Raw genomic sequence first — 14,534 nt, forward strand, 5'->3', positions numbered from 1 at the left:
ACCAGGCGTGGCCTGGCTCTAGCGGAAGCGGGCGATCCAGCGCCTTACTTGCTGCCGCCCGCCACGGTGCTTGCGGCGTCGATCTCGGCCTGCGCGCGTGCGGCGTACAACGTCCCCGGCGGCGGTTGGCGGCTGAAGAACGTGTGCACGCCGTCCAGCACCGCGCCGGCGACCTTGCGCTGGTAGGCCGGGTCGATCAGGCGGCGCTCTTCATCCGGGTTGGAGATGAACGCGGTTTCCACCAGCATCGCCGGCATGTCCGAGGTGCGCAGCACCGCGAAGTTGGCGCGCTCGATGTTCGGCTTGTGGTTGTTGCCGATCCGCTTCAGGCCGCCCAGCACGTGCCCGGCTGCGTCCTCGGAGGATTTCATGTAACCGCTCTGGGCCAGGTCCAGCAGGACGTTGGCCAGCGTGCCTTCGGTCTGCTGCAGGCGCACGCCACCGACCAGATCGGCCGCGTTTTCCTTGTCCGCCAGCCAGCGCGCACGCTGCGAAGACGCGCCCTTGGTCGACAGCACGTACACCGACGAACCGGTGGCCGAGCGGTTCTCGGCTGCGTCGGCATGGATCGAAATAAAGATGTCGGCCTTGTTCGCACGCGCCTTCTGCGCACGCATCGGCAGCGGGATGAACACATCGCTGTCGCGGGTGAGGAAGGCTTTCAGGCCAGGCGTGGCGTTGACCTGGCGAGCCAGTTCACGCGCCACCGCCAGGGTGACATCCTTCTCGCGCTTGCCGGTCGGGCCGATGGCGCCCGGATCCTGACCGCCGTGGCCCGGATCGATCGCCACCACCAGGTGACGCATGCCCGGCTGCATGCGGATGCGCGAGGCATCGCTGGGCATGGTCGGACGCGGCGACTCGGTCGGCGCAACAGGTGTCGGCACCGGCTTCGGCTGGGTGGCCACAACTGCAGTGGTGGCCTGACCAGCCAGGATGGCTGCCGGCGACGACGTCGGGGTGCTGCTGGCGGTGGTGCCCGCTGCCGCCATCTGCACCGGGGTGGTGCTCGGCGCCGGGGTCGGCGCGGCGGGTGCCGCAGCGCTGGCACTGGCCTGCTGCTGGACCTGCGCGGTCAACAGCGCAGTGGCTCGCGCGGCATCACCACGGGACTGTGCGGTTTGTGCCGGGGTCGGGCCCGGGACCGCAGCCGGACTCACCGAAGATGCCGCTGGCGGCTGCGTCGGTGCAGGCGTCACTGCGGGGCGACTGGCGGCCACGGCCGGGCCATCGCCCGGCCACTCGATCACCAGCTTGGATTCATTGCCTTCGCGCTGCATCTGCGGGCGGAAGGGGGCGACCGTCTCGGCCAGGTCGAATACGACACGGAAAGTGCCCGGCACCGGCTGCCCGGTCCGCACCGCAGTCACCACGCCCTGCGGCGAAGGCATCTTCAGGTTGCGCACCGCGCTGGAATCGGGGAAATCGACCACCAGCCGGTTCGGGCCGGCCAGCGACAGGGTCTTGTAGCCACCACTGCCGACCAGCGCGATTTCCGCACGGGTTCCGGTCGCACCGGTATTGAGCAGCACTTGGCGGACCTCACCGGCCCACGCACTGACGCTCGCCAGACCAAGTCCGACGGCGGCACAGATGGTAATGAGTCGATTCCCCGGGCGCATGACTCAGGATTCAATCACCGCACTGAACGGAATGCAACACCTTTTTCCTTAATAATCCGTAACCTGCCGGTGTTTGTTCTCGTCAGCCGACAGAAAGGGCCTGCAAGTCGCCACCTTCGGGAAGCCGCTGCAGCCATTCACGTCCCGTGTCGCTGATGCCAGTGAGACGCACGCGACGCCCCTGACCCTCGATCTCCAGTGCGACCACCAGATCGGTTGGCGGCAGCGCACCGGCACCGCGCTCTGGCCATTCGACCAGCCACAGCACGGCACTGCCCTCGTCCAGCCCGAGGAAATCCAGCTCGCCGGCCTGGCCGATGCGATACAGGTCCATGTGCCAAGCCTCGCCGCCACTGGACAACGGATAGCGCTCGACCAGGGTATAGGTGGGGCTGCGGATCGCCCCCTGCACGCCCAGCGCCCGCAACAGCGCGCGCGCCGTGGTCGATTTGCCGGCGCCAAGATCACCGCGCAGCTCGACCAGCGCCTGCGGCGGACGGGTGGCTGCCAGCCATTGCCCCAGCAGTTCGGTGGCGTTGCTGTCAGCAAGGAAGAATTCGGTCATCGGGAACGTTCCGGGTTGGCCAGCCGCCGCAGGGGCGCCAGCAGATCAGTGGGAAGCAGGCCGCGGGCACCGTCGGCGGCGGCGACATCGCCGGCCAGGGCATGCAGCAGCGCACCGCCTGCCGCCGCATCGAACGCAGGCAGGCCCTGCGCGCGCAGGCTGGCGATGATGCCGGTCAACAGGTCACCCATGCCACCCACCGCCATTCCCGGGTTGCCGGCCGCAATCAGTCGCGGTGCGTGGCCGGGCGCGGCGACGATGCTGCCCGCCCCCTTCAGCACCACCACTGCGTGATAGCGCTCGGCCAGCGCCTGCGCGCTGGCATAGCGATCGGCCTGGACTGCCGCCGTGGTGGTTTCCAGCAGGCGCGCGGCTTCGCCGGGGTGCGGGGTCAGGATCGCATCGGGCAGCGCATGTGCATCCTGCGCCAGCAGGTTCAACGCATCGGCGTCGATCACCAGCGGCAGGCCTGACTGCAGGACGCGTGCATACAGCGCGCGCGCCCATTCGTCCTGGCCCAGGCCCGGACCGATCGCCACGACTCTGGCCATTGCCAGCAACGCGGGCAGCGCTGAGCCATCTTCCAGCGCGTGCGTCATCGCTTCAGGCAACCTCGCCAGCAGCGGGCCGACATGGTCCCGGCGGGTGCCGATGCTCAACAGGCCTGCACCAGCGCGCAGCGCGGCTTCGGCGGCCATCGCGATGGCACCGCCGCTGCCATGGTTGCCGCCCACGCACAGCACATGGCCGGATTCACCCTTGTGGCTGTTGGCACGGCGCGGCGGCAGCAGATCCGGCAGGCGCGGCTGCGTCCAGCATTCTGCAGCAGCGACGACACCCTGCCAGGCCGCATCGGCCAGCGTCAGTGGTGCCAGGTGCCTGCGCCCGGTGTATTCCAGTGCGTCGCCGGTGTACAGGCCGCGGTGGGCGACGATGAACTGCACTGTCAGGGCCGCGCGTACGGCTGCGCCCGGCACGCAGCCATGGTCGGCGTCGACACCGCTGGGTACGTCCAACGCCAACACCTGCGCCTGCTGCGCGTTCAGCGCCTCGATCAAGGCCAGTGCCGCACCCTCTGGTGCCCGGGAGAAGCCAAGGCCGAACAGGGCATCGACCCATATATCGGCCTGGGCCAGTTCGCCGTTGAAATCAGTGACGGTGCCGCCTGCGGACTTGAAATCCGCTGCGGCGCGCTGCGCCAACGCCGTGGAAGGTGGGCTGCCCGGCAGCGCGATCAGCTGCACCTGCCGCCCGGCCTGCAGCGCATGACAGGCCAGCACATAGCCATCGCCGCCATTGTTGCCGCTGCCAACCACCACGCCGATCCGCCGCGCCTGCGGCCAGTGCTGCAGCAGGCTCTGCCAGGCCGCCTGGCCCGCCTGGGCCATCAGGCCCCAGCCACCATCACCCGCCAGCGCGGAGGCCTGGGCATCGAGTGTGCGTGCGGCACGGGAATCGAACAGATCGGCGAGGTTGGCCATGCGGGGATTTTATACTGGTGCACATGTCCCCCGTCCCTGCCCCCCTCGATCCGGCCCTGGCCGTACAGCGCATCCGCGATCTGGCGCGCGCGCATGGCTTCCAGCGCTGCGGTATCGCCGGCATCGAACTGGGCGAGGACGAGGCGCACCTGGCCGACTGGCTGGGCCAGGGCCTGTACGGCACTATGGACTGGATGGCACGCCACGGCACCCTGCGCGCGCGCCCGGCAGAACTGCTTCCCGGCACCGTGCGGGTGATCTCGGTAGGCATGGACTACAGCCACAGGGACGACACCGAAGCGTGGGCGACCCTGGCCGATCCGGGGCGCGCCTACGTCGCCCGCTACGCGCTCGGCCGCGATTACCACAAGCTGATGCGCAACCGCCTGCAGAAGCTGGCCACGCAGATCAACGATGAGGTGGCGCCGCTGGGCTACCGCGTCTTCGTCGATTCGGCGCCAGTGCTGGAACGCGCGCTGGCACGCAACGCGGGGCTGGGCTGGATCGGCAAGCACACCTGCCTGATCGACCGCCACGGCGGCTCGTGGTTCTTCATCGGCGAGATCTACATCGACCTGCCGCTGCCGATCGACACGCCGGCCAGCGCGCACTGCGGCACCTGTACCCGCTGCATCGACGTCTGCCCGACCCAGGCCATCACCGCCCCGCAGCGGCTGGATGCGCGCCGCTGCATCTCCTACCTGACCATCGAGCATGACGGTGCGATTCCAGTGGAGATGCGACCGCTGATCGGCAACCGCATCTATGGCTGCGACGACTGCCAGCTGGTCTGCCCCTGGAACAAGTTCGCCAAGCGCACCGACGAGGCTGACTTCCGCGCCCGCAACAACCTGGACACCGCACGCCTGGACCAGTTGTTCGCATGGGACGAAGCTGAATTCCTGCGCCGTACCGAAGGCAGCCCGATCCGCCGCAGTGGCCATGAGCGCTGGCTGCGCAACATCGCCGTGGCGCTGGGCAATGCGCCAACCACGGCAGAGACGCTGTCGGCGCTGCAGACGCGCGCCGAGGATGCTTCGCCCGTAGTCCGCGAACACGTGCAATGGGCACTGGCCCAGCACGGCCAGCGCTGACGTGCGATCCTGAACCCCCTGCTCCATCTGCCCCACGCCGTAACCATGCAGCCACGCAACAACGACGTCCTCACCCCCAGCCAGCTCAACACCCTGGCGCGCGACCTGCTGGAAGGCAGCTTCCCGGCGATCTGGGTGGAAGCCGAACTGGGCAGCGTGGCGCGGCCGGCGTCCGGCCATCTGTATTTCACCCTGAAGGACGCGCGTGCGCAGTTGCGCGCTGCGATGTTCAGGATGAAGGCGCAATACCTGAAGTTCGTGCCGCGCGAGGGCATGCGCGTGCTGGTGCGCGGCAAGGTGACTCTGTACGACGCCCGTGGCGAGTACCAGATGGTGCTGGACCACATGGAGGAAGCCGGCGAAGGCGCACTGCGTCGCGCGTTCGAAGAACTGAAGGCGCGACTGGAAGCCGAGGGACTGTTCGACCCGGCCCGCAAGCGGTCGATGCCGGCCCACGTGCAGCGCCTGGCGGTGATCACCTCGCCCACCGGTGCCGCCGTGCGCGATGTGCTGAGCGTGCTCGGCCGCCGCTTCCCGTTGCTGGAAGTGGATCTGCTGCCGACGCTGGTACAGGGCGCAACCGCTGCCGCGCAGATCACCCGCCTGCTGCAGGCCGCCGATGCCAGCGGCCGCTACAACGTGATCCTGCTGACCCGTGGTGGTGGCTCGCTGGAAGACCTGTGGGCGTTCAACGATGAAGCCCTGGCCCGTRCAATCGCCGCCAGCGGCACGCCGGTGGTCTCGGCGGTGGGTCACGAAACCGACTTCAGTCTCAGCGATTTCGCTGCTGACCTGCGCGCGCCTACGCCATCGGTGGCCGCGGAACTGCTGGTACCCGATCAGCGCGACCTGGCCCTGCGCCTGCGCCGCAACGCGGCTCGCATGGTGCAGCTGCAACGCCACGCCATGCAGCAGGCCATGCAGCGCGCTGATCGCGCCCTGCTGCGCTTGAACGCACAGAGTCCGCAGGCACGACTGGATCTGCTGCGCCGTCGTCAGCTGGACCTCGGACGTCGCTTGCATGCGGCGCACAACCAGCAGCAGGAGCGTCGCGCAGCCCGTTTGCGCCACGCCGCTGCAGTGTTGCGGGGCCATCATCCGCAGCAGCAGATGGAGGCGCTGCGACGTCGCCTTGCCGCGTTGGGCGGTCGCCCGCAAGCGGCGCTGCAGCGCCTGATGCAGCGTGATGCGCTGCGCCTGCGCGGCCTTGCACGTTCGCTGGAAGCGGTCAGTCCGCTGGCGACCGTCGCGCGTGGCTACAGCATCGTGACCCGTGCAGACGATGGCGCGCTGGTGCGCCGGATCGAGCAGGTACAACCGGGTGACGCACTGCAGGCCCGGGTCGGCGACGGCGTGATCGACGTACAGGTGACTGCGGTCAAGTAAGGGGTGTTCGGCAGGGCTGCGCCCTGCACCCGCAGAAGCAATGGCAACGGCCGAAGCAACGGCAGAAGCTGGCTTCCTGTGGGATGGCGGGGTGGGCCCGGTTGCGGGGGACGCTGCAAGTACGTCCATGTAAGCTCGGTCGCGCCATCCATGGCGCTCACGCCCCCGCAACCGGACCCACCCCGCCTTCGAGAGTTTCCCGGTGGCGGTTGGTACATCCATGCCATGCGTGGATGAATCTCCATCGGGATCGAATATTTCGACAATTGATCGAAATGCATCCACGCATGGCGTGGATCTACCGTGACGACCAAGGTCGACACCCACCAAGGGCAGGCCATGCCGTTCCGACAGATCGCGAAATCTGTCGAAGGCGGGGTGGGTCCGGTTGCGGGGGTGTCAGCCGCATGGATGCGGCTGCCAAGCCCCCATGGACGGGTTCACGGCGTCCCCCGCAACCGGACCCACCCGCCATCCCACAGGAAGCCAGCTTTTGCTGTTGAGGTTGCCGGCCAGCGGCCGGCACTACCGCTTCTGCGGGTGCAGGGCGCAGCCCTGCCGAACTCCCCTTTACCTGGCCTGCTCGCAGAACTTCTGCCGATACTCCAGTGCCTTCGGCATCAACGCCTGCAGGTTCTGGATACGGGTGCCCGGATTGGGGTGGGTCGAGGCGAACTCCGGCGGCGACTGGCCACCACCGGCCTGGCCCATGCGCTGCCACAACGGCACCGCCTCGCGCGGGTCGAAACACGCCGCCGCCGCCAGCATCAGGCCCACTTCGTCAGCCTGCGTCTCGTGGCTGCGCGCATACGGCAACAGATAACCGTAGCCCATCGCCGACATCATCATCTGCTGCTGCTGCGCATCCATGCCACTGGCGGCGCCGGCCACCTGGCCGATCTGGGTCAGCTTCTGCTGGGCCATCCGCTGTGCACCATGGCGCAGCAGCGCATGGGCGATCTCATGGCCCATCACCACCGCCATCGCATCGCGGGTGCGCGCCACCGGGATCAGCCCCGTGTAGACCGCCATTTTGCCACCGGGCAGGCAGAACGCATTGGCCTGCTCGGACGGAATCACGTTCACCTCCCACTCGAAGTCGCGTGCGAAGTGTGCCGGCTGCAACCCGTGTTCCTGCGCCAACGCGGTTTCGACAACATCCACTTTGGCGATAAGTCGCTCGGCAATCGCGCGGACGTCACGCGAGACTTGTTCATTCGGGCCCAAAGGGCGTTCCTGCGACAGGATCTGCTGGTAGGCCTGCAGGCCCAGTGCCTTCTCCTGGCTGGCGTCCAGGCTGCTGTCGATCAGCACCTTCTCGCCGGTATAGGGGTCGACTGCACGGTTGGAGAACCAGTAGAACGCCGCGTAGCCGGCGGCCAGCAGCAGCACCCACCAGCGGATGTTGCCGAACAGGCCACGCCGCTGCTGCGGCGAGCGGGAAAAAGGATCGTTGCGCATCGGCTGGTCTTCCGGCTGACCCCGCCGGCCGGCGGGTACGGCGCAATCTTAGTGCGGCGCTGCCTGCGGCGAGTGAAACCGGCGCCGATCCAGCCGTGCCCGTCAGATCCCTCGCACCAGCCGGAAGCCGATGCGCGCGTTGGTGGTATCCGAATCCTGCGATTGCCGCCAGGCCGCCCGGGTCTGCTCCGGCGCATTGGCCCAGTTGCCACCACGGATCACCCGTGCACGGCAGCCCGGGTTGAACCACGCCACACCATCGGCCGGAGCACGCCGATAGCTGGCATGCCAGCAGTCGGCCACCCACTCGCTCAGGTTGCCGCCCATGTCGTGCAGCCCGAAGCCGTTTGCCTGGAAACTGGCGACCGGTGCAGGCCCCCACCACCCATCACCATAGCCGACGAAGGCGTTGTGCCAATGCCTGCCGGAAGGCGAAACATCCTTGCTGCCGGTGTAATTGCCACTGCCTTCCGGTGGCAGCCCGGCATCGCCCCACGGGTAGCGGCCACTGCTGCCGGCACGCATCGCGTACTCGAACTCGGCCTCGCTGGGCAGGCGGTAGCTGCGGCCGGTCTGTTCGGACAGCCAGTTCGCGTAGTTCTCCGCATCACGCACGCTCACGTGCATCACCGGCGAATTGCCCAGTGCCCGCCCGCCGTCATAGTCGGACCGCCAGTCCACGCCGCTGCGACGGATGAAATTGCCGCTGCGCTCGTCATAGACCACCGAATGTCCACGCCGGGTCGCACGTGGGCGGGCATTGGTCGCCTTCACATAGCGCTCGAAATCACCCACGGTGATCTCGGTGATCGCCATCGCGTACCCACGCTCGAAACGCACATAGTGCGATGGCCGCTCTGCGTCGGTTGCGCCCGGCTCGGTATCACTGGCGCCCATCTGGAATCCGCCATGCGGAACCACGATCATCTGCGGTCCACGGCCGCCATCACGCAGCGCATCGCTGAACACCTGCCCCGGCCGGAAGCTGCCGTAATGGGTGGCCAGTTCGATGCGCTCGCGCAGCTGCGCCACCACCGCGTCGCCCGGCAAAGCGATGCGCAGCGCTTCGGCCAGCTTCTCGCGCGCAGGCTTCAACCCCTGCGGGGTGGTCAGATCATGCAGGCCGCCATCGCGCAGTTGTACCAGTGCCGCTGCACGGATCTGCTCGATGCGCTCGAACGCATCGGCGATCGTCGGTGACGAGTCCCGCACCTTGCTGGCCTCTGCCAACCACGCGCCGGCACTGGCGAAATCGCGGATGCGCGCGGCATCCTCGGCACGCCGGATCAGCCCACTTTCCGCAGCTGCCAGACCCTCCCGCGCGCGACGATTTGCCGGGTCCAGCGCAAGTGCCTCACGGAAGTTGCCAATCGCACCATCACCGGCTTCACCTATCCGGTCGGCACGCAGATCGTCTTCGCCCGCGCGGTTGTAGGCGACCACGCGCTGCGCAGTCTCGACCCGCCCCTGCAGCGCGCGCACCTTCTCATCCTTCGGCGCCAGGGTCAGCAGCACCAGCGCCTGGCGCCCGGCTTCAGCCAGCGCTTCACGCTGCTGCAATGGCCGCTGCAGCAACGCATCGGCCTGCTGCTGCAGCTTCTGTTTCGCGCGTTGCAGGCCCAGGCGCGCCTGCCGATCATCGGGTTCCTCCTCCTGCACTGCCAGCCACAGGGGCACTGCCGCATCGCCGTCTTCATACAGATGCCCCCGCGCGAATGCCTGGTCGGCAGCCCGGCGCAGCTGTGCCAGCGTACGTCCCTGGCGATCGACCCGCGGCGGCGTCCACTGCTGGATGTCCTCGGCCGCGTCGTCACCGGCAATGGTCACCGTGCCCCGCCCGGTACCACGCGCCGGACCGGCCTCTGGTGCGGGATCGGCCGGCGGGGCTGCGGTGGCACCGGCGGTCTGCGCAGGGGGCGACGGCGTGCAACCGGCCAGGCTCACGGCCAAGGCGGTAAACAGCGCGGGCGACAGCAGAAAACGCAAGCAGGGCCTCCTTCGGCACGGATGCGGACCGACGTTAGGCTATTCTCCCCTGCCTGAGCAAACCCGAGTAGTAGGCCCTGACACGTGGCAACCTGGATCACCACCCCCGCCGAGCTGGACACATACCGCCAGCAGCGGCCGACCCGCATCGGCCTGGATACCGAATTCATCCGTGAACGCACCTTCTGGCCACAGCTGGCGCTGGTGCAGATGGCCGTCGGCGAGGACATCCTGCTGATCGACCCGTTGATTCCCGGCATGCCCGAGGCCTTGGCGCCGTGGCTGGCCGATGAATCCATCACCAAGGTGATGCACAGCGCCAGCGAAGACCTGGTGGCGTTCAAGTGGACCTGTGGCGTGCTGCCGCGTCCGTTGTTCGACACCCAGATCGGCGCCGCGCTGGCCGGCATCGGTGCTGGCATGGGCTACCAGAAGCTGGTGCAGGAGATCACCGGCGTGGCCCTGGAAAAGGGCGAAACCCGCTCTGACTGGATGCGCAGGCCGTTGTCGGACTCCCAGCTGAAGTACGCCGCCGACGACGTCGAGCATCTGTTCGCGATGCACGACGCCATCTCCGCCAAGCTGGAAACGCTGGGGCGCCAGCAGTGGCTGCACGACGATGGCGAGCGCCTGCTGGCCAGCGTGGCAAATGACGAAGACCGCTGGCCCCACCTGGGCATGCGCTCGGCGCAGTTCCTGGACGCGCCCGCGCAGCGCCGCCTGCTGCGCCTGCTGCGTTGGCGCGACGTGCAGGCGCGCGCCAGCGACCGTCCGCGCAGCTGGATCCTGGACAACGAACTGGCCGCCACCCTGGCACGCACCCCGCCAACCGACGCGGCCGCATTGAGCAAGCTTTTCGAACAGTTCCCAAAGGCGCCGCGCAAGCTTGCCGCTGCGGTGTGGCAGGCGCTGGATACGCCGCTGGCCGACGAAGCCGATGCGCCGTTGGCGATGCAGGCCAGCGATGCCAGCAAGCAGCTGTTGAAGAAGCTGCAGGATGCAGTAGCCGAACGCAGCCGCGAGCTCGGTCTGGCCGATGGCGTACTGGCCTCACGCAAGCATCTGGAAAGCTATCTGGAGCATCAGCAGTGGCCGGCTGCGCTGGCCGGCTGGCGCCAGCAGGAGCTGGAGCCGGTGCTGGCACCGCTGTTGCCCGCTGCTTGAGGCCCCTGCCGTCGTCGCGCATGCAGCGCGGCGACGGCCGACACCGGTATCGCCTTGAGATCTGGTGCGTGCCTGCAACGCGCGACACTTCGCGCTGCTTCCCCTCGAATCCCATCCAGCGCCTATCGCCGCATGGGGCAGTGCCCGCCGCGATCCTGTACGCACGCCAACGTGATCGCGCCGCGCCGTTTACCTACATGACTGCAGACACATACGCCCGCATCGGCAGCATGCAAGAGTGAATCGCACGTCACCTCGTTCGCCTGCTCAGGGCACTGGTGGACGACGCATCCCGCAGGGCCGATACCGTCGGCGCAGGTCCTGCCCACGCTGCTGCGCAAAGGACTCCCATGCACACGATCATCTCCGAACGGACCGCAGCTCCCTCCTCCCGGGCCATGCGCCACCTGCGCCGATGGCTGGGCGCTTCATTGCTGTGCATCGCCACCAGTGCCAGCGCCGCCGATGACCTGCAGGCACGCATCGCACAGGCATTGCAGGGCACTGCGACGCCAGCGATGGGAGTGCTGGTGATCCGCGACGGCAGGATCGCCGAACAGGCTGTCAGCGGCGTACGCCGCAATGATGAAAAGGTGGCTGCCAGCAGCGGCGATGCCTGGATGATCGGCTCGACCGGTAAACCGATCACCGTGGCGATGATCGCGCGTCTGGTCGAACAGGGCGTGCTGAAGTGGGATGCGCCACTGTTGACGATGCTGCCCGACCTGGTGGCACAGATGCAGCCGGCCTACCGCAACGTCACGCTGGTGCAGCTGCTGTCGCACCGCGCCGGCCTGCCGGAGAACCTCACCGATGGCGCCGCACTGGATGCGTTCTTCACCGACACGCGTGCCCTGCCCGTACAACGCGAGGCCTACATCAAGGCCGCGCTGTCAGAGGCGCCGGTCCACCCTCCGGGAACGGAATTCGCCTACAGCAACAGCGGCTTCCTGATCGCAGCGGTGATCGCCGAGCGCGCCACCGGCAAGGACGTGGAAACGCTGATCCAACGTGAGGTGTTCCAACCGCTGCAGATGACCGGCGCCGGCTTCGGGCCGACCACGGCAGGGCAGCCGTTGGGCCACCGCGGCGGCAAGCCCGTCACCCGCGCGCCGCAGAAAGCCGATGATGGTGTACCGCCGATCTACACCGCCGCCGGCAACCTGCACATGCGCCTGCAGGACCTGGCACTGTTCGCCATAGACCAGCTCGCCGGCAGCCACGGCAGGGGCACGCTGTTGACGCCGGCGTCCTACACACTGATGCAGAGCGCGCAACCGGGCAGCCCATCCGGTCTGGACTGGGGCGTGCAGCCGGCGATCGCCGGCCGCCAGGGCCCGGTGCTGGTACACGGCGGCTCTGATGGCAACTGGCTGGCCTGGGTGGTGCTGTTCCCCGCACAGAACAGTGGCGTGATCGCCATTGCCAACGCCGCCGAAGACATGGGGGCCGACACAGCCACCATGGGCGTGCTCGGCGGTCTGTTCGCCGAACTGGCCCCTGCTGTCGCGCCTGCCGCCAGGTAGACTCCTCGCGACGCCCTGCCCCTGCGGGGCGTCGTCCTGCCGCACCACTGCAGGCGATAACAGGCATRCACCGGATTGCCTAGAATGCGCGTCCGATCATCTGCAAGGACGCTGTTGCCCATGCCGCATTCCCCCCACGAAGCGATGGCCTTGCGCCGCGAAGCACGCGACGCGTTGCAGCAGGAGCGATTCGATGATGTCGACCGCATGCTCGGGGCGATGGAGCAACAGTGGCTCGACGGTGGCACCCCGCGCTTCGGATATGGCTGGCTGCTCGCCACCCTGCTTGAGCCTGCGCAGGACCTGCCTGCCCGCCTTGAACGGGCGCGGCAGTGGTGTGCACGGCAGCCACACAGCCCGCATGCGTGGGCCGTACTGGGCACGCTGTGGGACCGCGTTGCCGGCCGCATCCGTTCCACCGACACCATCGAGAAGATCCGCCAGGCGCAATGGGACGGTGCTGCGCTGGCACGCGACCACGCTCTGGCCGCATGGCTGCATACCATCGCACGCCATCCACGTCCCGCCTTCGTACTGGGGCGGATGCTGCGGATGGCCTGCTACCTGGGCGAGCCGCGCTGGTTGCAGCAGTTGCAACGCGGTGGACGCGCCGATCTGTACACCGCGCAGCAGCGCCAGGACCCGGAAGCATTCGCCGCCGCGGTCGCATTGCTTGCGCCCTACGGTGCCCCCTTGGATGAACTTCCCGCCCTGCCCGCTGTGCTGGCGCATCGCAGCGAAGAAGCATTCGAGTATGCCGCCGACTACTGGCTGCAGCTGGCGCTGTCGTTCCGTGCCGATGATGCCGACGTGCTCGAGATCTATCTGTACTACCTGTATCCGCGCTGGGGCGGCAGCCACGCGCTGATTCAGGACTTCATCGACGGTCCCGAAGCAGCACGATTGATGCTTCCGCAGCGTAATCGACTGCGTGTGGTCAAGGAGCGCGACTGGCTGTGGCTCGCCCCGGATGCCGACGATGCCGAGGCCATCGCCGAACAGGAGCAGGCCTATCGCGCCCTGCTCGACCTGCACCTGGATGCATCAACGCGGGCACAGGTGCTGTGCTGGCGGGCGATGCTGGACTACCACCTCGGCCGCGACGAACCGCAGGAAAACCAGGTGAACTGGGACCCGATGCGGATGACGCATGCCCGTGACTGCCTGGCAGAGGCGTTCGCGTTGGATCCCGGCTGTGTGGTCGATGAGGGCATGAACGCACTGGAAGCCTGTGCGCATTTTGCACGCGTCGACGGCGCCGACGCGCTGTTCGCACAGGTGCTCGCCAGTGTCGAAGACTGGACCGACAGCGCGCATGCCCTTGCGTGGTTGGCAGCCGGTCGTCAGTCCGGCCTGTTCGGCTTCAGCGCGGACAGCGCCCTGGCCGCGCAGCACCTGCAGGGAGCGCTGGCGACGGCCGACGAAGATGGCGTGGAGTTGTCCACGGTGGCTGCCAACCTGTTCTGCTCGGTTTCCGCGCCGGCCGGTCTGCAGATGCTGCTGCAGCTCGCGCACGCCGGCGACCCGAGGTCGATGGCATCGCTGGTGGATCTGTACCGCGGGCGTGTGGCCGGCAAGGACTTCCCCGCTTACGCCGACCCCGTGCAGGAGGCGCTGTGGACCGAGCGTGCGATTGCTGCCGGCGACTTGGTGGTGATCTACAACCGCGCCTGGCAGCTGGGCGAGATCTTCAGGCAGACGCCCGACCCCGCGCTGCAGCAGCAGTCGCGCGTGTTGTATCGGCGCTGCGTGGACGAGGCTGAGCCGCATGACCGGGTATGGCGCCCGGCGCACAAGAACCTTGCGGTGCTGCTGTACCAAGGTGAGGACGACATCGACAAGCGCGAAGCGGTGTTCGACCTGCTGGGGCCGCTGTGGTGGCGTGGCGACAGCGCGACCCAGGCATGGGCGGCCGGTTTCCTGGCCGATGTGTTCCACTTCGGCAACGGTGTGCCTGCCAATGCCTTCCTGGCCAAGGTCTGGCTTGACCGGGCCGCCGATGCGGAGCCGGACAACGCGGAGGTGCTGCGCATGCGCCCGTTGATCGATGGGCAGGGCAAGTTGTTTGGTGCCAGCCGTGCGGCGCGTCAGCAAGCCCGCGACCGCGACAAAGTGGACCTGCGCAGCTGGCAGCTGACCTTCGGCCTGGATGCAGTACCGGACCGGCACGACGTGCAGCCGGTCTGAACCAGCGGCAGGCCAACGACAGACGCCCTGCACAGGCAGGGCGTCTGCAGGAAAGTGCAAGG

10 protein-coding genes are annotated in these 14,534 nt (G+C 68.0%); 5 read left to right on the forward strand and 5 right to left on the reverse strand.

From position 1 onward, the window contains the following. Positions 1–44 precede the first annotated feature (44 nt). The 3 genes from AB4Y98_RS07020 to AB4Y98_RS07030 form a co-directional block, all read right to left on the reverse strand. The gene (locus tag AB4Y98_RS07020) at positions 45–1,622 is read right to left on the reverse strand and encodes an N-acetylmuramoyl-L-alanine amidase (RefSeq protein WP_442244056.1); all 1,578 of its coding nucleotides are present in this window, start codon (positions 1,620–1,622) and stop codon (positions 45–47) included. Positions 1,623–1,704: 82 nt separating this feature from the next. Continuing rightward, positions 1,705–2,187 (reverse strand): tRNA (adenosine(37)-N6)-threonylcarbamoyltransferase complex ATPase subunit type 1 TsaE, encoded by a 483-nt coding sequence (gene tsaE / locus AB4Y98_RS07025; protein ID WP_025876369.1) that lies wholly within the window; start codon positions 2,185–2,187, stop codon positions 1,705–1,707. Further along, complete coding sequence (locus AB4Y98_RS07030; protein ID WP_442244057.1) at positions 2,184–3,668, reverse strand: NAD(P)H-hydrate dehydratase; 1,485 nt, start codon at positions 3,666–3,668, stop codon at positions 2,184–2,186. Before AB4Y98_RS07030 ends, tsaE begins: the two co-directional genes overlap by 4 nt. Before the next feature lie 23 nt (positions 3,669–3,691). On the opposite strand from AB4Y98_RS07030, the gene queG reads away from it, so the two are divergent. Both queG and xseA read left to right on the forward strand, forming a co-directional pair. Continuing rightward, on the forward strand, positions 3,692–4,762 hold the full coding sequence (gene queG / locus AB4Y98_RS07035; protein WP_312110664.1) for a tRNA epoxyqueuosine(34) reductase QueG: 1,071 nt from the start codon (positions 3,692–3,694) through the stop codon (positions 4,760–4,762). A gap of 45 nt (positions 4,763–4,807) precedes the next feature. Further along, complete coding sequence (xseA, locus tag AB4Y98_RS07040; protein ID WP_442244058.1) at positions 4,808–6,148, forward strand: exodeoxyribonuclease VII large subunit; 1,341 nt, start codon at positions 4,808–4,810, stop codon at positions 6,146–6,148. A 570-nt stretch (positions 6,149–6,718) separates the two neighbouring features. On the opposite strand, the gene AB4Y98_RS07045 is transcribed toward xseA, so the two are convergent. Together AB4Y98_RS07045 and AB4Y98_RS07050 are read right to left on the reverse strand one after the other, a co-directional pair. Further along, positions 6,719–7,609, reverse strand: coding sequence for a M48 family metallopeptidase (locus AB4Y98_RS07045; RefSeq protein ID WP_025876363.1), 891 nt, complete (start codon positions 7,607–7,609; stop codon positions 6,719–6,721). A gap of 102 nt (positions 7,610–7,711) precedes the next feature. Further along, the gene (locus tag AB4Y98_RS07050) at positions 7,712–9,595 is read right to left on the reverse strand and encodes a formylglycine-generating enzyme family protein (RefSeq protein ID WP_442244059.1); all 1,884 of its coding nucleotides are present in this window, start codon (positions 9,593–9,595) and stop codon (positions 7,712–7,714) included. Positions 9,596–9,679: 84 nt separating this feature from the next. Here AB4Y98_RS07050 and rnd point away from each other — a divergent pair, with 84 nt between their 5' ends. The 3 genes from rnd to AB4Y98_RS07065 all read left to right on the forward strand — a co-directional run bounded on the left by rnd (position 9,680) and on the right by AB4Y98_RS07065 (position 14,472). Further along, positions 9,680–10,759, forward strand: a complete 1,080-nt coding sequence (gene rnd / locus AB4Y98_RS07055; RefSeq protein WP_442244060.1) for a ribonuclease D — start codon at positions 9,680–9,682, stop codon at positions 10,757–10,759. A 350-nt stretch (positions 10,760–11,109) separates the two neighbouring features. Further along, positions 11,110–12,285: a serine hydrolase domain-containing protein gene (locus tag AB4Y98_RS07060; RefSeq protein ID WP_442244061.1), complete on the forward strand. Its 1,176-nt coding sequence runs from the start codon at positions 11,110–11,112 to the stop codon at positions 12,283–12,285. Between the two features lie 120 nt (positions 12,286–12,405). Beyond that, on the forward strand, positions 12,406–14,472 hold the full coding sequence (locus AB4Y98_RS07065) for a DUF4034 domain-containing protein (protein WP_442244062.1): 2,067 nt from the start codon (positions 12,406–12,408) through the stop codon (positions 14,470–14,472). The last annotated feature ends 62 nt before the right edge of the window (positions 14,473–14,534 follow it).

This window comes from Stenotrophomonas sp. 2YAF26 (genome assembly GCF_052114625.1).
Classification (GTDB): Bacteria; Pseudomonadota; Gammaproteobacteria; order Xanthomonadales; family Xanthomonadaceae; genus Stenotrophomonas; species Stenotrophomonas indicatrix.